Origin of the sequence: Falsiroseomonas bella (assembly GCF_003173615.1) — a bacterium.
Lineage (GTDB): Bacteria > Pseudomonadota > Alphaproteobacteria > Acetobacterales > Acetobacteraceae > Falsiroseomonas > Falsiroseomonas bella.
Genome location: NZ_QGNA01000004.1, coordinates 60128 through 79854, shown reverse-complemented (window position 1 = coordinate 79854; position 19727 = coordinate 60128). Strand labels below are relative to the sequence as shown.

Sequence of the window (19727 nt, the reverse complement as noted above, 5' to 3'; positions counted from 1 at the left end):
CGATCCCGGGACTGCCGGAAGGCGTATCAGATGCGCGAAAGCGAATGAAGAGAAAAGACGGGCGGCAGGGGCGCCGCTGCCGGCGCCCCCGCCCTGCCCTCAGCGATCCATCGCGGAGCCGAGCTCGGCGAGCTCGGCGGCCAGCTCGGCCTCCAGGCTCTCCGCCTCGGACTGCTCGGCGGCGCGGATGTCCTCGCCGCGCGCCTGCTTGTCAGCCTCTTCCTGCGAACGCGCCACGTTCACGCCCACCGGAATGATCACCTCCGGGTGGAGCTCCACGCGCACCTGCACGATGCCGGTCGTCTTGATCGGCTGTTCCAGCAGCACCTGGCTGCGGTCCACCGTCAGGCCGCCCTGCGCCTTGCAGGCATCCGCGATGTCGCGCGAGGTGACGGAGCCGTAAAGGCTGCCGCTCTCGCCCGCCGCGCGGATGATCACCACGGAAAGCCCGAAGACGCGCTCGGCGACGCGCTCGGCCTCCTCGCGGCGCTTGATGTTCTGCGCCTCGAGCTGGGCGCGCTCCTTCTCGAAGCGGGCCAGGTTCTCCTTGCTCGCGCGGATCGCCTTGCCCTGCGGAAGGAGGAAGTTGCGCGCATAGCCCGGGCGCACCTTCACCAGCTCGCCCATCTGGCCGAGCTTCTCCACGCGCTGCATCAGGATCAGTTCGATCATGGTCCTATGCTCCCCGGATCAGTCGTTGATCACATAGGGCAGCAGCGCCAGGAAGCGGGCGCGCTTGATCGCGTTCGCCAGCTCGCGCTGCTTCTTCGCGCTGACCGCGGTGATGCGGCTCGGCACGATCTTCCCGCGCTCCGACAGGAAGCGGGAGAGCAGGCGGACGTCCTTGTAGTCGATCTTCGGCGCGTTCGGGCCGGAGAAGGGGCAGGACTTCTTGCGCCGGTAGAATGGCCGGCGGGCGCCAACGGCCGGGCGGCGCCCGGCGGGGCTGGCGGCGGTGTCTTCAGTTGCGTCGGACATCGTGGCTCACTCCCCGTCCATGCCCATGTCCATTTCCTCGCGCGGGCGCGCGCGGAATTCCTCGCGGTCGTCGCGGTCGCGTCCGCCGCCACGGCCCGAGCTGAAGCGCCCGGCCGGGCGCGGCCCGCGGAAGCCGCGCTCGCGCTCGCGGTCCTCGCCGCGGCGGGCGAGGATGGCGGAGGGGCCTTCCTCCAGTTCCTCGACGCGGATGGTCAGCGTGCGCAGCACGTCCTCGTGCAGGCCAAGCTGGCGCTCGGCTTCCTGCAGCGCCGCCGGCGGGGACGACACGCCGAGCAGCATGTAGTGCGCCTTGCGGTTCTTCTTGATCTTGTAGGCCAGGCCGCGCAGGCCCCAGTACTCGCGCTTGCGCACCTCGCCGCCGCCGGCCTTGAGCGTCTGCTCGACCTGGTCGGCGATGGCCTCGACCTGCTGTTGCGTGACGTCGTTGCGTGCCAGCAGCACGCATTCGTAAAGCGGCATCGTGTCTCCCTTCGGCTGTCTCAGCCCCAGCTTTCGGCTGTTCTCGGCGGTCGCCGGCACCATGCCGGGAAGCCACGCAAGCGGGCATAGCCGGGACCGATGCATCGGATCCCGGCAGGGAAGCGGCGCGTAAAGCACGGGACGGGGGCGCAGGGCAAGGCGGGGATCCCGCCCTGGCGCGGCGGGCCCGCGCCGATTAAGTCTCCATATTCGTAAGGATCCGCGGAGGCACGGCGTGACGGCGACCAGGGTGCTGCTGGTGCATCCGCGCTTCAACCCCGGCTCGTTCTGGAACTACAGCCGGACCTGCGAGCTGGTGGGCGCGAAATACCCGGCCCCGCCGCTCGGCCTGATCACCGTCGCGGCCATGCTGCCCGCCGATTGGGAGATCCGGCTGGTGGACCGCAACACGTCGGAGCTTGCGGACGCCGACATCGCCTGGGCCGACATGGTGATGACCGGCGGCATGCTGCCGCAGCAATTCGACACGCTGCACGTGATCCACCGCGCCCAGAGCCTGGGCCGACCCGTGGTGGTCGGCGGGCCCGACCCGACCAGCTCGCCCCAGGTCTACGAACGGGCCGATTTCCGCGTCCTCGGCGAGGTCGAGGGCATCATGCCGGACTTCATCGCCGCCTGGCGGGCCGGCGAGCGCCGCGGCACCTTCACCGCCGAGCGCTTCAAGGCGGACATCACCACCACCCCGGTGCCGCGCTACGACCTGCTCAGGCTTTCCGACTACACCAATCTCAGCCTGCAATTCTCCCGCGGCTGCCCCTTCACCTGCGAGTTCTGCGACATCATCGAGCTCTACGGCCGGGTGCCGCGCACCAAGACGACGCCGCAGGTGCTGGCCGAGCTCGAGGCCCTGCGCGTCCGCGGCTACCGCGGCCATGTGGACTTCGTGGACGACAACCTGGTCGGCAACAAGAAGGCGCTGAAGGCCTTCCTGCCGGAGCTGATCGCCTGGCAGAAGCGCCACGACTATCCCTTCGAGTTCTCGACCGAGGCCTCGATCAACCTCGCCGACGACGCGGAACTGCTGGACCTGCTGCGCCAGGCCAATTTCTTCCTGATCTTCATCGGCATCGAGAGCCCGAACCCCGAGACGCTGCGCCTGATGCAGAAGAAGCAGAACACGCGGCGCAGCATCCCCGATTCGGTGCGCCGCGTGCAGGGCGCGGGCATCATCGTCATCGGCGGCTTCATCGTCGGCTTCGACGACGAGACGGCCGGCGTCGGCAAGGGCATCGTCCAGCTCATCGAGGACGCCGCCATCCCGGTCGCCATGGCCGGCCTGCTCTACGCGTTGCCCGACACGCAGCTCTCCCGCCGCCTGACGCGCGAGGGGCGGCTGCATCCGGGCGGCGAGGTGGTGAACAGCAAGGGCCTGCTCGGCGACCAGTGCACCTCCGGCCTCAACTTCGACACAAGGCGCCCGCGCCAGGAGGTGCTGGCGGACTACCGGGAGGTGGTGGCCCGCGCCTACACGCCGCAGGCCTTTTTCGGCCGCCTCCTCCGCGCCGGCCTGAACCTCGGCATGAAGCCGCCCGCGGGCCGCATCGCGCTGCGGGACCTGCCGCGCGACGGGCTGCGCTTCGCCCGCGTCGCCCTGGCGCTCACGCGGGCCGGGGGCGCGGAGCGGCGGGCATTCTGGGGCATGGTCGCCACCCTCCTGCGGCGCAATCCCCGCGCGCTGAAGACCGCGATCACGGTCGCCGCGCTCTACACCCATCTCGGCCCCTTCTCGCGCCATGTGCTCGAGACCATCGACCGGCAGATCGAGGAGGTGGCGAGCGGACGCTGGCAGCCGCCCGTCCCGGTGCCGGTCCTGCCGGCGGAGCCCGAGGCGGTGCCTTGACCCGGACGGCACACGACCCTTGACGCCCCCCCTCCCCGCGCCCTAGGCGGCCCGACCTCCAACCGCCAGGATCACGGCTCCGTCATGGCGCTCGCCTTCACCTTCCCCGGCCAGGGTTCCCAGGCCCCCGGCATGGGCCGCGACCTCGCCGCCGCCTTCCCCGTCGCCCGCGAGGTGTTCGAGGAGGTGGACGAGACCCTCAGGCAGAAGCTCTCGAAACTGATGTTCGAGGGACCGGCCGAGGAACTCACCCTCACCGCCAATGCCCAGCCGGCGCTGATGGCGGTCTCGCTGGCCGTGCTGCGCGTGATCGAGAAGGAAGGCGGCTTCGCGCTGCGGGACAAGGTCGCGCTCGTCGCCGGCCATTCGCTCGGCGAATACGCGGCGCTTGCCGCCGCCGGCACCTTCGACGTGCCCACCGCCGCCCGCCTGCTGCGCCTGCGCGGCGAGGCGATGCAGAAAGCGACGCCGCCCGGCACCGGCGCGATGGCCGCGCTGCTCGGCGCCGAGCTCGACCAGGCGCGCGAGATCTGCGCCGCCGCCGCCACCGACCCGGAAACCGGGAAGAAGGAGGTTGTCGAGGTCGCCAACGACAATGGCGGCGGCCAGATCGTCGTCTCCGGCGCCGCCGCCGCGGTGGACCGCGCCATCGAGAAGGCCAAGGAAGCCGGCGTGAAGCGGGCGATGAAGCTGCCCGTCTCCGCCCCCTTCCACTGCGCCCTGATGGCGCCCGCCGCCGATGCCATGGCGGAGGCGCTGGAGCGCGCCACCATGCACGCCCCCACAGTGCCCGTCGTCGCCAATGTCACCGCCGCCAAGGCCACCGACCCCGCCGAGATCCGCGACCTGCTCGTGAAGCAGGTCACCGGGACGGTCCGCTGGCGCGAATGCATCCTCGCCATGGCCGCCATGGGCTGCGACCGCTTCGTCGAGATCGGCAGCGGCAAGGTGCTGACCGGCCTGATGAAGCGCCTCGCACCCGACGCGAAGGCCGAGGCCGTCGGCACGCCCGCCGATGTCGAAGCATTCCTGAAGACGCTCTGAAAGGGAGGGCCGCACCATGTTCGATCTCACGGGGAAGGTCGCTCTCGTCACCGGCGCGACGGGGGGCATCGGCGAGGCGATCGCGAAGGCGCTGCACGCCCAGGGTGCCACCGTCGCCATCACCGGACGGCGCGAATCGGAACTCGCCCGGGTGGCCGAGTCGCTCGGCGGCGCGCGCGTGATCGTCGCCCCGGCCGACCTCGCCGACCCCGCCGCCCCCGCCGCCCTGGTCGAGAAGATCGAGGCCGAGGCCGGCAGCCTCGACATCCTGGTCAACAATGCCGGGTTCACGCGGGACATGCTGGCGCTGCGCATGGGCGACGCCGACTGGAACGCGGTGCTGGAGGTGGACCTGAACGCCCCCTTCCGCCTGGCCCGCGCCGCGTTGCGCGGCATGATGAAGAAGCGCTGGGGCCGCGTGGTCTCCATCGCCTCCATCGTCGGCGTCACCGGCAATGCCGGCCAGGCCAACTACGCCGCCGCCAAGGCCGGGCTGATCGGCATGTCGAAGTCCCTCGCGCAGGAGGTCGCCACCCGCGGCGTGACGGTGAACGTGGTGGCGCCCGGCTTCGTGAAGACCGCCATGACCGACGCCCTGCCCGAGGCCGCCCGCACCGCCCTGCTCTCCCGCATCCCGACCCAGCGGATGGGTTCGCCGGAGGACGTGGCCGCCGCCGTGGTCTACCTCGCCAGCCCCGAGGCCGGCTGGGTCACCGGCCAGACCCTGCATGTGAACGGCGGCATGGCGATGTTCTGAAACCACGACGGGACCGAACCGGCCCCCTCTGCGCCTGGACCGCTTGCACATCGCACGCGCCTAGGCCAAGTGACGCTTCCATGTTAGAGCCGCGCCGCCCCGGCCTCCCGGACCCGGGCGGCCGCGCCCGCAGGCTCGGCATGGCGTTTCGGACAGCTTACAAGGAACCGCCCCGCACCAGGCGGGCACGGCACGACGCAGCAGGAGAGACCCCGGTCCATGAGCGAAACCGCGGAGAAGGTGAAGAAGATCGTCGTCGAGCATCTCGGCGTTGAAGAGGCGAAGGTCACGCCCGAGGCCTCCTTCATCGACGATCTCGGCGCGGACAGCCTCGACACCGTCGAGCTGGTGATGGCCTTCGAGGAGGCCTTCGGGGTCGAGATTCCGGACGACGCCGCCGAGAAGATCACCACCGTCAAGGACGCGATCGACTACATCGAGAAGCAGAAGGCGGCCTGAGCCGCCCGCTTCGCACTGAAGGCCAGGGGGAAAACGGGCGTGTTCGGTCATCTCGCGGCGCCTCGGCGCGTCGTCGTCACGGGTATGGGGATCGCCTGCCCGCTCGGGCTCGGCGTCGAGCATGTCTGGAAGCGCATGACGGCCGGTGAATCCGGCCTCGGCGCGATCCAGTCCTTCGATGTCAGCCAGCTTCCCTCCAAGGTCGCCGGCCAGGTCCCGCAGGGCCCCAAGGCCGAAGGCAAGCTCGACGTCGCCGAGTGGATCCCGGTCAAGGACGTCAAGAAGATGGACCGCTTCATCCAGCTCGCGCTCGTCGCGGCTGAGGAAGCGGTGCAGGACGCCGGCTGGCTGCCGCAGGACGAGGAAGCCCGTACCCGCACCGGCGTCATGATCGGCTCCGGCATCGGCGGCCTGCCGACCATCTACGAGGCCTCGGTCCAGATCTACCAGGGCAAGACGCGCCGCCTCTCGCCCTTCTTCATCCCCTCCGCGCTGATCAACCTGGCCTCCGGCCATGTCTCGATCCGCTACGGCTTCAAGGGCCCGAACCACTCCGTCGTCACCGCCTGCGCCACCGGCGTGCACGCCCTCGGCGACGCGGCGCGGCTGATCGCGCTCGGCGATGCCGACGTGATGGTCGCCGGCGGCGCCGAGGCCGCGGTCAGCGAGATCGGCATGGCCGGCTTCTGCGCCTCCCGCGCGCTCTCCACCGCCTTCAACGACACGCCGACCAAGGCCTCCCGCCCCTGGGACAAGGACCGCGACGGCTTCGTCATGGGCGAGGGCGCGGGCGTGGTGGTGCTCGAGGAATACGAGCACGCGAAGAAGCGCGGCGCGAAGATCTACGCAGAGGTGGTGGGCTACGGCATGTCCGGCGACGCCCACCACATTACCGCACCGTCCGAGGATGGCGACGGCGCCTATCGCTCCATGAAGGCGGCGCTCGCCTCGGCCGGCGTGCGGCCGGACCAAGTGCAGTACGTGAACGCGCACGGCACCTCCACGCCGATGGGCGACGACATCGAGCTCGGCGCCGTGGAGCGCCTCTGGGGCGACGCGGCCAAGGGCCTGGCGATGTCCTCGACCAAGTCTGCCGTGGGTCACCTGCTGGGCGCGGCGGGCGCGGTGGAGGGCATCTTCTCCATCATGGCGATCCGCGACGGCATCGCCCCGCCCACGCTGAACCTCGACAACCCCTCGCGCGAGAGCCCCATCGACCGCGTGGCGAATGTCGCGCAGCAGCGGAAGATCGAGGTCGCGCTGTCCAACAGCTTCGGCTTCGGCGGCACCAACGCCAGCATCGTGTTCCGCAAGGCCGCCTAGCGCCCACACGCGGCACCGTTACACGAAGCGACGCCCCCGCCTCTTGCCACGCGCCCGCGCGGCGGTCAGAGGTCGGGGCTCATGCGCCGCCTCTCCTCCGTCCTCGTCATCCTGCTCCTGCTGCTCGGCGGCCTCGCCGCCGGCGGCTGGTGGTATGCCCAGCGCGCCTATGCCGCACCGGGGCCGCTCGCCGAGCCGGCGCAGATGGTGGTGCCCCGCGGCGGCCTGACCGCGATCGCCGCGGCGCTCGCCGAGCGCGGCGTTATCGCCGATGAGCGCGCCTTCCTCCTCGCCGCCTGGGCCACCCGCGGCCAGGGTGCGCTGCGCGCCGCCGAATTCGCCTTCCCCGCCCGCGCCAGCCTCAAGGAAGTGCTGGCCGTGCTGCGCACCGCCCGCCCGGTGCAGCGCCGCCTGACCATCCCCGAAGGCCTCGTGGTCAGCCAGATCGCCACCATCCTGGAACGCGCCGAGGGCCTCACCGGCGAGATGCCGCGCTTCGACGAGGGCCAGATCCTGCCCGAGACCTATGCCTACCAATGGGGCGATTCGCGCGCCTCCGTCGTGCGCCGCGCCGACCAGGCAATGGATGCCGCCCTCGCCGAGCTCTGGCCCGCGCGCCAGCCGAACCTGCCGCTCGCTACGCCGCGCGAGGCGGTGATCCTCGCCTCCATCGTGGAGCGCGAGACCGGCAAGCCCGAGGAACGCGCGAAGGTCGCCGGCGTCTTCATCAACCGCCTGCGGCGCGGCATGCCGTTGCAATCGGATCCCACCACGGCCTATGCGGCGGCCGATGGCGGCGTGCTGGACCGCCCGCTGACCCGCGCCGACCTCGACCGCGACCATCCCTTCAACACCTACCGCATCCGCGGCCTGCCGCCCGGCCCCATCGCCAGCCCCGGCCGCGACTCGCTGCGCGCCGTGCTGAACCCGGAAGCGACCGAGTTCCTCTACTTCGTCGCGGATGGCACCGGCGGGCACGCCTTCGGCCGCACGCTGGAGGAGCACAACCGCAACGTCGCCCGCTGGCGCGAGATCGAGCGGCAGAGGAACGCCACCACCAGCCGATGACCCTGACCGGCTCGGCCCTCTGGTGGCGGCTGATCGTCATCGGCGGGCTCTGGGGTTCCTCCTTCCCCCTGCTGCGCCTGGTCGCGGCGGACACCTCGCCCTTCGTGCTGGCGGCGCTGCGCGGCCTCTTCGCCGCGGCGGGCGTGCTCGCCTTCCTGATCGTGACGCGCCGGCTCGGCGGCAAGCTGCAGCTGCGCCACTGGCTGGTGCTCGGCACCACCAATGGCTGGGTACCGAACCTGCTGACGGCCTTCGCCCTCGGCTATATCGAGGCCGCGCCGGCCGCGCTGATCCATGCCGCGACGCCGCTGATCGTCGCCCTGCTGACGGTCGCCCTGCTGCGTGAGGAACGGCCCGGACCGCGCAGCCTGGCGGGGCTGCTGGTCGGCTTCGCCGGCATCGCGGTGCTGCTTGGCCCGGATGCGCTGGCCGGCCGCGCCTCCTTCACCGGCGGCGTGCTGGTGCTGCTCTCCGGCCTCTCCTACGCGCTCGGCACCATCTATGCGCGCCGGGTGCGGCCCGAATCGCCGGCGCAGCTCGCCCTCGGCCAGCAGCTGGTCTCGGGCGGCGCGGCGCTGCTGCTCTCCGTCCCGCTCGCGCCGGAAGGCGCCTTCGCGGTGTCGGGGCAGGCGCTGCTGGTCATCGCGCTGCTCGGCATCTTCGCCTCCGCGCTGCCGCTGACCATGTTCCTCGGCCTGATCGCGCGCGCCCGCGTCACCGACGCCTCCATGGTCGGCTACCTGCAGCCGCCCTTCGCCGCTGCGGTCGGCGCGCTGCTGCTGGGCGAGGTTCCCTCCCCCCTCGTGCTGGTCGGCGGCGCGATCTTGCTGGCCGGCGTGTGGCTGGCGACGACCCGGCCGCGCTAGACCGCGCCCCTCACCCGCCCGGCGCGGCACCCGAGGCGAGCGTGGCGCGGACCCGCGCGGCCAGCCCGCCGGCGGCGATGATCGCGGCGACCTCGCCCTGGAAAGGCGGAAAGCGCCATTCCCGGCCGCCCTGGCGGATCACGCCGACGGCGATGTCGATCTCCGCCGCCTCGCCGGCCGCGAGCGCCCGCGCCGCCTCGGGCGCGACGATCACCGGCAGCGCCAGGTTGATCGCGTTGCGGAAGAAGATCCGCGCCGCGCTCTCCGCCACCACCGCCGCGATCCCGGCGCCGCGCAGCGCCAGCACCGCATGCTCGCGCGAGGAGCCGCAGCCGAAGTTGCGCCCGGCGGCCAGGATGTCGCCCGGCGCGATGCGCGCGGCGAAGCCGGGATCGAGCCCTTCGAAACACCGCATGCCGAGCGCCGCCTGGTCGCGCAGCGTCAGGTAGCGGCCCGGCAGGATGACGTCGGTGTCCACATGGTCGCCGACCCGGTGCACGCGCCCGGCGATGCTCATGCGATGCCTCCCGCCGCGTTGCCCATCACCTGCTCGGGCGGCACGATCTCGCCCGCCACCGCCGCCGCCGCGGCCACCCAGGCATTCGCCAGATACACTGCGGAATCGGGATGCCCCATCCGGCCGCGATAGTTCCGGTTGGTCGTGGCCAGCGCCACTTCGCCCGCGGCCAGGATCCCCATATGCCCGCCGAAGCACGCCCCGCAGGTCGGCGCGGAGACCGCGGCGCCCGCCTCCGCGAAGATGTCGAGCAGGCCTTCGGCCAGCGCCTGGCGCCAGATGCGCTGCGTCGCCGGCACCACCACCATCCGCACATGGCGCGCGACCTGCCGGCCGCGCAGCACCTCCGCCACCTGCCGCAGGTCGGTGATTGTGCCGTTCGCGCAATTGCCGACATAGACCTGGTCCACCCGCGTGCCGGCGAGCTCTTCCACCGATGCGCCATTGGCTGGTGAAGGCGGCCGCGCCACCACCGGCTGCAGCGCATCGAGGTCGATCGCGATGCGGCGCGCATAGACGGCGCCGGCATCGGCCAGCACCGGCGGGCGCGGCGCCATGCCGCGCGCCGGCATGTCCGAGAGCGAGGTGGCGTCGCCCTCGAACACGCACCAATCCGCGCCGCCCTCCACCGCCATGTTGGCCACCGCCATGCGCGCATCCATGGGCAGCGCGGCAACGCCCGGCCCGCCGAATTCCAGCGCCGCGTCCAGCGCCCCGTCCGATCCGATTCGGCGGATCAGCTCCAGGATCACGTCCTTGCCGCTCACGAAGCGCCCGGGCCGGCCCGTCAGCTCCACGCGGATCGTCGCCGGCACGCGCAGCCAGAGCCGCCCCGTGGCGAGGGCGGCAGCAAGATCGGAGGAGCCGAAGCCGATGCCGAGCGCGTTGAAGGCGCCGGCCGTGCAGGTGTGGCTGTCCGCGCCGAACACGATGTCGCCATGCCCGACGAGCCCGAGCTCCGCGATCAGCGTGTGCTCGATCCCGCCGCGGCCGGGGCCGTAGTGGTGGCGCAGACCGTACTGCTCGGCGAAGCGCGCGGTCAGCCGCAACTGCTCCGCGCTCTCCACGTCCTTGGCCGGCGCGAAATGGTCGGCGACGAGCACGATGCGCTCGGGATCGAAGACCCGCGTCGCGCCCATCGCCGCGAACTGGCTGAAGGCCAGCGGGCCCGAGACGTCGTTCAGCAGCACGACATCGGGCCGGATGGTGGCGATCGCGCCGGGCGCGACCTCGCCCTCCAGCGCATGGGCGGCGAGGATCTTCTCGGTGATGGTCCGTTGCATGGCGCGGCGCGTCAGGAAGCGCGCCGGACCTTGGACGGATCGGCCTCGTCCCAGACCTTCTCCGGCATCGGCAGCCCCGCAAAAGTCTCGCGGCCGGGCGGACGGTCCGGCGCGATGCCCATGCCCTCCAGCACCCACATCAGCTGCCGCACATGCTGGCCGGCATGCCAGACCGTGCGCTCCAGGAATTCGTGCATCGTCTGCTCGCCGTAATAGACATCGGCCCTGCGCGACCAGTCGCAGGCGCGGCCAGGCCCCTCGAACCACGCCGCCATCCGCTGCCGCATCGCCTCGCAATAGGCGACGAGCTTCTCGCGCGTCGCGTCCTGCGGCTCGGGCACGCGCATGTAGCTGTCGAACGTCAGCGGGATGCCGTCCTCATGCTCGAGGAAGGCGTCCGCGATGTTGGCGATGTGCCAGCCGAGCTGCGCGAAGCTGCGCGGCCGGTTCGGCAACTCGCGCGCCAGCGCCTCGTCCGGCATCTGCGCCAGGAAGCGCGCCGCACCCGCCAGCACGGCGTCCAGCCGCGCGCGGAGCTCCGCCACGGAGAGCATCTTCACCTCGCCATAGGCGATGCCGCAGAGCTTCGCGACATCCCGCAGCACCTGGCCGTTCGCCCAGGCCTCGCCGCGCGTCACGATCGGCACCTGCTTCAGGCCGAAGCGCTCCAGCTCCGCATAGGCCGCCTCGTCCTCCAGCACGTTGCGCGACAGGAAGGGCACGCCGTGCTTCTGCAGGAACTCTTTCGTGCGCAGGCAGGAGGAGCAGCCGGTCATCCAGTAGACGCGGATCGCATCATCCGCCGTGGTGGTCGTGGTTCCCATCGTCCTTCCTCCCTACGCGGCCTTCGCCCGCAGCCCGCCGAGGTAGCCGATCACCTCGTCGCGCCCGACGACGTCGCCGTATTTCGCGTTGATGTCGAAGAGATTGGCGTCGTGCGGCCCATCATGCCGATCGCCGACGCATTCCCGCGGCACGATCACGCGGTAGCCGTGCTGCACCCCGTCCAGCGCGCCCGCGCGCACGCAGCCGCTGGTGGAGCAGCCCGCCAGGATCAGCGTGTCCACGCCGAGCGCGGCCAGCATCGGCGCCAGCGGCGTGCCGAAGAAGGGGCTCGGATACTGCTTCACCAGCACCACCTCCTCCGGCAGCGGCGCGACCTTCGGGTCGATCTGCGCAAGCGGCTCGCCCGCGACCATCTTCCGGAGCGCCGGCACCTTGCGCACGAACCAGCCGCCATCCGCACCGGAGGGATGATACTCGACGCGGGTGTGGATCACGGGGATGCCCGCCGCGCGCGCCGCCGCCAGCAGCGGCACCGTGTCCGCCACCGCGCGCACCACGCCTTCTGCGAAGAAGGGCGAGCCCGGCGTGGTGTAGGCCAGGGTGAAGTCGATGACGATGACGGCCGGCTTCGCGCCGTAGCCGACCTTCCCGTCGAAGACGCCGACATAGTTCTGCTCGCGCGTCACGGTCATGGCGGGTTCTCCTCAGGCCTCGTCGGGAAAATGGCAGGCGGCGAGATGCGCGGCCTCGCCCGCCGGCGCCAGCAGCGGATCCTGCTCCACGCAGGGGCGCGGCAGCCGCGCGCCGGCGGCCTCGACCGTCTCGCCGCCGCGCGCAGCGACGATCCGCGCGCGCGGGCAGCGCGGATGAAAGCGGCAGCCGGAGGGCAGCGCGGCGGCGCTGCCGATCTCGCCGATCGGGCGGATGCGCGGCCGGTTCCGCTCCTTCGCCGGATCGGGCCGCGGCACGGCGGAGAGCAGCGAGACGGTGTAGGGATGCCGCGGCGCGCCATAGAGCGCATCACGCGGCGCCATCTCCACGATGCGGCCGAGATACATCACCGCCACGCGGTCGCTGACATGGCGCACCACGCCCAGGTCGTGCGCGATGAACAGGAAGGCGACGCCGGAACGCGCCTGGATCTCTGCCAGCAGGTTCAGGATCTGCGCCTGCACCGAGACATCGAGCGCGCTCACCGGCTCGTCCAGCACCACCAGCGCGGGATCGAGCGCGATGGCGCGCGCGATGCCGATGCGCTGGCGCTGCCCGCCGCTGAACTCGTGCGGATAGCGCGCCGCCATCGCCGGCGAGAGGCCGACGCGCCCCAGCAGCTCAGCGACGCGCCGCGCCGCCTCGGCACGCGCCATCCCATGCGCGGTCATCGGCTCCGCGATGATCGCGCCCGCGGTCATGCGCGGATCGAGCGAACCATAGGGGTCCTGGAAGACCATCTGCATGCGCGGCCGCATCGCGCGCAGCGCGGCGGCGGAGACGCCCGTCACCTCCTGCCCCTCGAAGCGCACGCGCCCCTCGCTCGGCTCGATCAGGCGCAGCACCAGGCGGCCGAGGGTGCTCTTGCCGCTGCCCGTCTCGCCCACCAGGCCGAGCGTCTCGCCGCGCGCCAGCGTGAAGGAGATGCCGTCCACGGCGCGCACCTCGGGCCGCGCCGCGCCGAACAGCGCGCGCCCGCCGCCGAAGCGCTTGCGCAGCCCCTCCACCTCCAGCAGCGCGCTCATGCGGCCAGCTCCGCCGCGCCCTGGCGATGGCAAGCGGCTTCGTGGCCTGCGCCGATGAGCAGCGGCCGCGCGCTGCGGCATCCTGCGGCATCCGAGACGGCGAAGCAGCGCGGCGCGAAGGCGCAGCCCACGGGCCGGCGCGCCGGATCGGGCGGGCTGCCGGCAATCGGCGCCAGCGTCGTGCCGGCCGGCGCCTCGACATCCGGGATGCTGCGGAACAGCGAGATCGTGTAAGGGTGGCGCGGCGCGGCGAAGACCTCCGCCACCGTCCCCGTCTCCACGACCCGCCCCGCATACATCACCGCGACGCGATCCGCCTGCCGCGCCACCACGCCCAGGTCATGCGTGATCAGCACCATTGCCATGCCCTCGGCGTCGCGCAGATCGCCCAGCAGATCCAGCACCTGCGCCTGCACCGTCACGTCAAGCGCCGTCGTCGGCTCGTCCGCGATCAGCACGCGGGGTCCGAGCGCGATCGCCATCGCGATCAGCACGCGCTGCCGCATCCCGCCGGAGAACTGGTGCGGATAATCGTCCACGCGCCGCGCCGGATCGGGGATCTGAACGCGCGCCAGCAGCGCCACCGCGCGCTCCCGCGCTTCCCGCCGCGAGATCGGCAGATGCGCGCGCAGCACTTCCGCGATCTGCTCGCCAACGCGGAAGACGGGGTTGAGCCCGGTCAGCGGATCCTGGAACACCATGCCGATGCGCGCGCCACGCCGCCGGCGCAGCGCCTCGGGCGAGAGCTTCAGCAGGTCTTCGCCTTCCAGCAGCGCCTCGCCGGCGATGACGCGGCCGGGCTTCGGCAGCAGGCCGAGCGCGGAGGTGAAGGTGACGGTCTTGCCCGACCCGCTCTCGCCCACCACGGCCAGCGTCTCGCCGGCACGCACATGCAGCGAGACCTCCTCCACCAGGCGCACCGCGCCCTTCTCGCCCGGCACGGCGGCCGTCAGGCCGCGCAGCTCGAACGCGGCCGTCACAGCAGCTTGCCCGTGCTGCGCCGCATCTGCGGATCGAGCGTGTCGCGCAGCCCGTCGCCCAGCAGGTTCAGCACCACCACCGTGAAGGCGATGCAGAGCCCGGCCGAGAGCGAGATCAGCGGATTGGTCGTGATCGCCGTCTGCCCCTCCGAGATCACGTTGCCCCATGTCGGCGTCGGCGGCTGCACGCCGAGGCCGAGGAAGGACAGCCCCGCCTCCGCCAGGATCGCCGTCGCCGCGCTGACCGTCGCCACCACGATCACCGGCGGCAGCGCGTTCGGGATGACGTGCCGCAGCACGATCTTCCACGGCGTGAGGCCGATGGCGCGCGACGCCTCGATGAAGGGGCGCGGGCGGATCGTCAGCACGACGGATCGCATCACCGCCGCGACGCGCGGCGTATAGGCGATGGCGACCGCGAGGATGATCGAATCCAGCGTGTTACCCCGCGCCGCCACCAGCGCCAGAGCCAGCAGGAAGGAGGGGAAGGCGAGCAGGATGTCGATCACCGCCACCAGCGCGCGCTCGATCCAGCCGCCGGCATAGCCGGCGACCGCGCCGATGATCGTGCCCGCGCTCAACGAGATCAGCACCACGAAGAAGCCGACCTGCAGCGACACCTGCGCGCCATGGATCAGCCGCGACAGCACGCAGCGTCCGAACTGGTCGGTGCCGAGCGGATAAGTGGCCGAGGGCTGGGCCAGGCTGTTCATCAGGTCGGTGCGCGTCGGCGAATGTGGCGCCAGCCAGGGCGCGAACAGCGCGACCAGCACCAGCAGCACGATGCCGACCGCGCCGATCATGAAGCCGGGATGGCGCGTATAGCGACGGATGGCGGCGCGGCGGCGCGCGGCGGCCTCGGCGGCGGCGTCGATCTGCTCGACGGTGACGCTCATCGCTGGCGAAGCCTCGGGTCGATGGCGCCGTAGAGCAGGTCCAACCCGGTGTTCAGCACCACCACCGCGGCCGCCAGCACCAGCACGCCGGCCTGCACCAGCTGGTAGTCCCGCGCCAGGATCGCCTTCAGGATGGTGGAGCCGAGGCCGGGCCGGCTGAACACCGCCTCCACCAGGATCGCATTGCCGAGCGACCAGGCGAAGGTGACGCCGATCACCGCCAGCACCGGAATCAGCGCGTTGCGCAGCGCCAGCTTCCACACGATGCGCCGCTCCGGCACGCCCATGGCGCGCGCGACGCGGATATGGTCCTGCCCCAGCACCTCGAGCATCGCGGAGCGCGTCAGCCGCGCGATATAGGCCGCGACGGACAGCCCCAGCACCAGCGCCGGCAGCGCCAGGTGGTGCAGCCCCTTCAGCAGCCCCGGCTCGCTGGTGGCGCCGAGCGCCGGGAAGATGCCGAGCGCATGGGAGAAGGTCAGGATCGCGACCAGCCCGACCCAGAACACCGGGAAGGAGATGCCGCCGAGTGCGATCAGCATCACGCCCACATCCACCGCGCTGCCCTGCCGCACCGCGGCAATGATGCCGAGTGGAACGCCCGCCACCACGGCGACCGTCATCCCCGCCACCGCGAGCGCGGCGGAAGGCGGCACCGCGGCCCAGATCTCCGCCAGCGCCGGCTCCCCGGTGACGACGGAGACGCCGAGATCGCCCTGCGCCGCGCGCGCCAGGAAGACGAAGTATTGCTGCCAGACCGGCAGGTCGAGGCCGAGGCGCGCGCGCAGCGTGGCGAGCGCCTCGGCGGTCGCGAAATCGCCCAGCATATACAGGGCGGGATCGCCCGGGATGGCCCGCATCAGGAAGAAGGCCACCGTGACGATCCCGACCAGCGCGACCAGAAGCTGTGCCGCGCAGCGGGCGATATACGCGACCATCACGCCCCGCGCAGCGAAACCGGCGAGACGTTCACGGTGAACAGGCTGTTCTGCACGAAGCCCTGCACGGTCGGCCCATGCGCGATGAACAGCCGGTCCGCATAGAGCGGCAGCACCGGCAGGTCCTCCATCGTCTGGCGCAGCAGGCGCCCATAGGCCGCCTTGCGCCCCGCGGCGTCGGTCGCGCGCGCGGCTTCCGCCAGCAGCGCGTCCGCGCGGTCGTAGCGCGAGGTGTTGAGCCCCGGCGGGTGCGAGCGCGTGTGATACAGCGTGACAAGCGGGCTGTCCGGGTCGGGCGGGCCGACCACCGCGGTGATGCAGGACTGCACGTTGCCGCTGCTGCGCGCCTGCACATAGGCGCCGCGCTCCAGCACCCGCACCGTCGCCTGGATGCCCACCTGCTGCAGGTCGTTCGCCAGCGCCACCGGGAAGCGGTCGAAGGGATTGAGGCCGACCGTCGTGATCTCGAAGCGGAAATTCGAGACATTCGCCTCACGCAGCAGGGCGCGCGCGCGGTCGGGATCGAAGGCGTAGCGCGGCACGCCTTCTTCCGAGAATTCCTGGAAGGTCGAGGTCAGCACGCTCGTCGCCTCGAACTTCGTGCCGCGGAAGAAGCCGTCGATCAGCGCCTTCCGGTTCATCGCGTGCATCATCGCGCGGCGCACGCGCACGTCGCGCAGCGGCCCGACCGTGGTGTTCAGCACCAGGTTCACCGTGTTGTTCGAAGGCCGGTCGAGCACGGTGATGCCCTGCGCGCGGCGCAGGCGCTCGATCACGTCGGGCGACTGCAGCGCGTAGAAGATGTCAAGCTCGCGGTTCTCGAGCGCGATCGCCGCCGCCGTCTCGTCGCGCACGATGCGGAAGATCACGTCGGTCAGCGTGGAGGCGCCGCCGAAATAGGCGGGGTTCGCCACCAGCCGCACCTCGCTGCCCGTCGTCCAGCGATCGAACATGAACGGCCCGGTGCCGATCGGGTTCATGCTGTAGCGCTCGCCGATCTCGGTGACCGCGCGGCGCGAGACGAGCCAGCCCTGGTTGAAGGCGCAGACCTTGTGCAGGAAGCCGGAATTCGGCTCGTTCAGCACGATGCGCACCGTCATCGGGTCCGGCGCCTGCACCTCCTTCACGCTGGCAAGCTGGCCGCGATAGAGGCTGCCCGTGGCGGGATCCAGCACGCGCTCCAGCGAGAACTTCACGTCATCCGAGGTGAAGGCGCCGTAGTTCTTGTGCCAGGTGACGTTCGGCCGCAGCCGGAAGGTCCAGACCGTGCCGTCCGCGGACACCTCGTGGCCGGTGGCGAGATCCGGCACGATCTCGTTGGTGCGCTGATCGTACTGCACCAGGCCGTTGTAGATGTGCCCCGCGATGGACTGGTTCTCGTTCTGGAAGATGCGCGCCGGATCCAGCTGCGAGATGTCCGAGCCGAAGCGGACGCGCAGCGTGCGCGAGCCCTGCGCCAGCACCGGCGCGCCGAAGGCGCCGCCGAGCGCGATGCCCGCCGCGCCCGCCAACAGCCCGCGCCGGCCGAAGCCGGGCGGCATCCGCGTCTCATCCATCGTTCCGCTCTCCCTCATTGTGCGGTTGCTCCGCGACCGGGTCTGCCGGCCGGAGTTCCTTGGGCCAGTCGCGCGGCAGACGCGCCGCGGCGGCGGCCATCGCGGCGGCGAGTTCTGCGGCGCGCTGCCGATGGTGGCCTTCCGTCATGCCGGCCTCCGCGCGCGCCAGGGCGTCGCGGCCTCGTAGCCCATGCCGAGGCGCAGCAGCGCCGCCTCGTTGCCGGCGCGCGCCATGGCGTGCCAGTGCAGCGGCAGCCCGCCGCGGGAAAAGCCGTTGCACTGCACCAGCGCGGGCAGGCCGGCCAGGCTCGCCGGGGTGAGCATCGTCTCGCTCGTATAGGCGGTGGAGTCAGGCTCCACGCCGAGCCGCGGCGGCAGGTGCAGCGCGCCGAGGCTGAGCAGCACGTCGTGCTCGTCCCACAGCGCGGCCATCGCATCGGAGAAGGCGCGGCGGAAGCGCTGCGCGGCGAGGTAGTCCACCGCCCGCACGCCGCTGCCGGCGAGCAGCTTGTCGCGCAGCGCGGCGCCCAGCGCGTCCGGGCTCTCGCGCAGCTCGCGCTCATGGATCGCGGCGGATTCCGCCGCGCCGATCAGCCGCGCCGCGTCGAGGCAGACCGAGGCCGGCCAGGGCAGCGCCGCATCCCGGATCGTCGCGCCGAGCCGCGACAGCACCGCGAGCCCCTCCTCCAGCCCCGCGCCAAGCTCCGCATCGGGCGCAGGGAACCCAGGACCTGGATCGCGCAGCACGCCGATGCGCAGCCCCGCAACGCCCGCCTTGCCGGCCGCGCGCAGCGCGGTGCCGCAGGCGGCGTCGAGCACGATGGCGACATCCTCAGCCGTCCAGGCGATCGGGCCGGGGCGATCCATCGAGAAGGTGTTCGGCAGCGCGCCCTCAAGCGGCAGGCGGCCCGGCGTCATCACCACGCCGCAGCAACCGGTGGCGGCCGCCGGCAGTCGCACGGACCCGGTGGTGTCGGAGCCGATCGCGAACAGCGCCATCCCCGTGGCCACCGCGACGCCCGCGCCGGTCGAGGATCCGCCGGTGAACCGCGCCGTGTCCCAGGGATTGCGGGCGGGCGGCACCGGCAGGTCGAAATGCTCGGCGCCCGTGCCCGTGCCGTATTCCCAGGTGGCGAGCTTGCCGAGCAGCACCGCGCCTTCCTGCCTCATCCGGCTGACGAGCGCGGCGTCGGTCGTGGCGATGCGGCCGGCGCGCAGGCGCGAATTGGCCATGGCGGGCAGGCCCGCGGCGTCGAAGGTGTCCTTGATCGCCCAGGGAATGCCGGCCAGCGCCCCGCGCGGCACCGTCACGGCAGCTTGGCGCGCGCCCGGTTCGTCAAGGTGATGGAACGCATGCAGCGCGCCGTCGCGCCGCGCGATGACCTCCAGGCAGCGCTCCAGCAGCGCCAGCGGCGTGAGCCGGCCCGCCTGCATCGCCGCGAGGGCCTCGGCCAGGCTGATCGGCCCGGATTGTATGCATCCAGTATGCAAGTTTGCGCTCATGCAGCTTGCCTGCCGACGCGGCCATGCGTCATCGCGGCGAGGAACACGGCGCGCCCAGCCTGCACATGCGCCGCCATCACCGCGCGCGCCCAGGCGGCGTTGCCGGCGGCGATCGCGGCCACCATCTCCCGGTGCTGGTCCAGGCTGCGGCGCAGCCCGGCGGCGTCGAAGTTGCGGAAGTTGCGCAGCATCATCGGCGAGACCGCGAGGCTCGCCAGGATCGCGCGGCAGCGTGTCTGCCCGCTCATCTCCCACAGCGCCTGGTGGAACCGCACATTGGCGTCCGAGATCGCCTCCAGCGCCGCGACGTCGCCGCCCGGCAACGCCGCCTCCGCCGCCTCGCACGCTTCTTCCATCGTGGCCAGCGGCCGCCGGTCCGGCGCGGTCGCGGCCCGCTCGGCGGCGTGCGCCTCGAGCAGGGCGCGAAGGTCGAAGATCTCCTCGATGTCGTGCGGCGACCATTCTGCCGCGAAGGCGCCCTGGTTCGGCACCACGCGCAGCCAGCCCTCGGCGTCGAGGCGCCGCAGCGCCTCCCGCACCGGTGTGCGGCTGACGCCGAGCTGCGCGGCGAGTTCCTCCTCCCGCAGGTGCGAGCCCGGCGGGTAGGTGCCGTCCGCCAGCCGGCGGCGCAGCGTCAGATAGGCCTGTTCCCAGGCGGTCGCCATGCACTCCCCCGACCGGCGCCGGACCCGTCCC

22 protein-coding genes are annotated in these 19727 nt (G+C 72.0%); 7 read left to right on the top strand and 15 right to left on the bottom strand.

Translation table 11 applies throughout. The features are described 5' to 3' along the window. Positions 1 to 99: 99 nt before the first annotated feature. The 3 genes from rplI to rpsF are packed head-to-tail and all read right to left on the bottom strand — an operon-like array spanning position 100 to position 1458. A complete protein-coding gene (rplI, locus tag DFH01_RS17275; protein WP_109871745.1) occupies positions 100 to 672 on the bottom strand; it encodes a 50S ribosomal protein L9 in 573 nt (190 codons plus the stop codon). An 18-nt stretch (positions 673 to 690) separates the two neighbouring features. Further along, entirely contained in the window at positions 691 to 978 is a 288-nt protein-coding gene (gene rpsR, locus DFH01_RS17270) for a 30S ribosomal protein S18 (protein WP_109871744.1), read from the bottom strand. 6 nt (positions 979 to 984) lie between these two features. Beyond that, the gene (gene rpsF / locus DFH01_RS17265) at positions 985 to 1458 is read right to left on the bottom strand and encodes a 30S ribosomal protein S6 (protein WP_109871743.1); all 474 of its coding nucleotides are present in this window, start codon (positions 1456 to 1458) and stop codon (positions 985 to 987) included. A gap of 235 nt (positions 1459 to 1693) precedes the next feature. Here rpsF and DFH01_RS17260 point away from each other — a divergent pair, with 235 nt between their 5' ends. From DFH01_RS17260 to DFH01_RS17230, 7 genes are all read left to right on the top strand, one after another. Continuing rightward, positions 1694 to 3319 carry a B12-binding domain-containing radical SAM protein gene (locus tag DFH01_RS17260; RefSeq protein ID WP_109871742.1) on the top strand — a complete coding sequence of 542 codons (1626 nt, stop codon included), beginning with the start codon at positions 1694 to 1696 and terminating at the stop codon, positions 3317 to 3319. 84 nt (positions 3320 to 3403) lie between these two features. After that, positions 3404 to 4363, top strand: coding sequence for an ACP S-malonyltransferase (fabD, locus tag DFH01_RS17255; protein WP_109871741.1), 960 nt, complete (start codon positions 3404 to 3406; stop codon positions 4361 to 4363). A 16-nt stretch (positions 4364 to 4379) separates the two neighbouring features. After that, on the top strand, positions 4380 to 5120 hold the full coding sequence (gene fabG / locus DFH01_RS17250) for a 3-oxoacyl-[acyl-carrier-protein] reductase (RefSeq protein ID WP_109871740.1): 741 nt from the start codon (positions 4380 to 4382) through the stop codon (positions 5118 to 5120). A 219-nt stretch (positions 5121 to 5339) separates the two neighbouring features. After that, positions 5340 to 5579 carry an acyl carrier protein gene (locus DFH01_RS17245; protein WP_109871739.1) on the top strand — a complete coding sequence of 80 codons (240 nt, stop codon included), beginning with the start codon at positions 5340 to 5342 and terminating at the stop codon, positions 5577 to 5579. 39 nt (positions 5580 to 5618) lie between these two features. Then, positions 5619 to 6902 carry a beta-ketoacyl-ACP synthase II gene (gene fabF, locus DFH01_RS17240; RefSeq protein ID WP_109871738.1) on the top strand — a complete coding sequence of 428 codons (1284 nt, stop codon included), beginning with the start codon at positions 5619 to 5621 and terminating at the stop codon, positions 6900 to 6902. Positions 6903 to 6983: 81 nt separating this feature from the next. Beyond that, entirely contained in the window at positions 6984 to 7970 is a 987-nt protein-coding gene (gene mltG / locus DFH01_RS17235) for an endolytic transglycosylase MltG (RefSeq protein ID WP_109871737.1), read from the top strand. Further along, positions 7967 to 8836, top strand: a complete 870-nt coding sequence (locus DFH01_RS17230; RefSeq protein ID WP_109871736.1) for a DMT family transporter — start codon at positions 7967 to 7969, stop codon at positions 8834 to 8836. The genes mltG and DFH01_RS17230 overlap by 4 nt, the downstream gene beginning before the upstream one ends. Before the next feature lie 10 nt (positions 8837 to 8846). On the opposite strand, the gene DFH01_RS17225 is transcribed toward DFH01_RS17230, so the two are convergent. Genes DFH01_RS17225 through DFH01_RS17175 form a run of 12 tightly spaced genes read right to left on the bottom strand, consistent with a single transcriptional unit; the run spans position 8847 to position 19696 of the window. Next, the gene (locus tag DFH01_RS17225; protein WP_109871735.1) at positions 8847 to 9353 is read right to left on the bottom strand and encodes a LeuD/DmdB family oxidoreductase small subunit; all 507 of its coding nucleotides are present in this window, start codon (positions 9351 to 9353) and stop codon (positions 8847 to 8849) included. After that, the gene (locus tag DFH01_RS17220) at positions 9350 to 10636 is read right to left on the bottom strand and encodes a 3-isopropylmalate dehydratase large subunit (RefSeq protein ID WP_109871734.1); all 1287 of its coding nucleotides are present in this window, start codon (positions 10634 to 10636) and stop codon (positions 9350 to 9352) included. Before DFH01_RS17220 ends, DFH01_RS17225 begins: the two co-directional genes overlap by 4 nt. An 11-nt stretch (positions 10637 to 10647) precedes the next feature. Further along, on the bottom strand, positions 10648 to 11460 hold the full coding sequence (locus tag DFH01_RS17215; RefSeq protein ID WP_109871733.1) for a DinB family protein: 813 nt from the start codon (positions 11458 to 11460) through the stop codon (positions 10648 to 10650). Between the two features lie 12 nt (positions 11461 to 11472). Continuing rightward, entirely contained in the window at positions 11473 to 12114 is a 642-nt protein-coding gene (locus tag DFH01_RS17210) for an N-carbamoylsarcosine amidohydrolase (protein ID WP_109871732.1), read from the bottom strand. A gap of 12 nt (positions 12115 to 12126) precedes the next feature. Continuing rightward, a complete protein-coding gene (locus tag DFH01_RS17205; RefSeq protein ID WP_109871731.1) occupies positions 12127 to 13158 on the bottom strand; it encodes an ABC transporter ATP-binding protein in 1032 nt (343 codons plus the stop codon). Continuing rightward, positions 13155 to 14138 carry an ABC transporter ATP-binding protein gene (locus tag DFH01_RS17200; RefSeq protein WP_199231273.1) on the bottom strand — a complete coding sequence of 328 codons (984 nt, stop codon included), beginning with the start codon at positions 14136 to 14138 and terminating at the stop codon, positions 13155 to 13157. The genes DFH01_RS17205 and DFH01_RS17200 overlap by 4 nt, the downstream gene beginning before the upstream one ends. Next, positions 14135 to 15034, bottom strand: a complete 900-nt coding sequence (locus tag DFH01_RS17195; protein ID WP_109871729.1) for an ABC transporter permease — start codon at positions 15032 to 15034, stop codon at positions 14135 to 14137. The genes DFH01_RS17200 and DFH01_RS17195 overlap by 4 nt, the downstream gene beginning before the upstream one ends. Beyond that, positions 15031 to 15972: an ABC transporter permease gene (locus DFH01_RS17190; RefSeq protein WP_109871728.1), complete on the bottom strand. Its 942-nt coding sequence runs from the start codon at positions 15970 to 15972 to the stop codon at positions 15031 to 15033. Before DFH01_RS17190 ends, DFH01_RS17195 begins: the two co-directional genes overlap by 4 nt. Beyond that, a complete protein-coding gene (locus DFH01_RS17185) occupies positions 15972 to 17528 on the bottom strand; it encodes an ABC transporter substrate-binding protein (RefSeq protein WP_199231272.1) in 1557 nt (518 codons plus the stop codon). Before DFH01_RS17185 ends, DFH01_RS17190 begins: the two co-directional genes overlap by 1 nt. Next, positions 17521 to 17676, bottom strand: a complete 156-nt coding sequence (locus DFH01_RS28255) for a hypothetical protein (RefSeq protein WP_158287798.1) — start codon at positions 17674 to 17676, stop codon at positions 17521 to 17523. Before DFH01_RS28255 ends, DFH01_RS17185 begins: the two co-directional genes overlap by 8 nt. Continuing rightward, positions 17673 to 19031 (bottom strand): amidase, encoded by a 1359-nt coding sequence (locus DFH01_RS17180; RefSeq protein ID WP_109871727.1) that lies wholly within the window; start codon positions 19029 to 19031, stop codon positions 17673 to 17675. Before DFH01_RS17180 ends, DFH01_RS28255 begins: the two co-directional genes overlap by 4 nt. Continuing rightward, positions 19028 to 19696 carry a GntR family transcriptional regulator gene (locus DFH01_RS17175; RefSeq protein ID WP_158287797.1) on the bottom strand — a complete coding sequence of 223 codons (669 nt, stop codon included), beginning with the start codon at positions 19694 to 19696 and terminating at the stop codon, positions 19028 to 19030. The genes DFH01_RS17180 and DFH01_RS17175 overlap by 4 nt, the downstream gene beginning before the upstream one ends. Positions 19697 to 19727 lie beyond the last annotated feature (31 nt).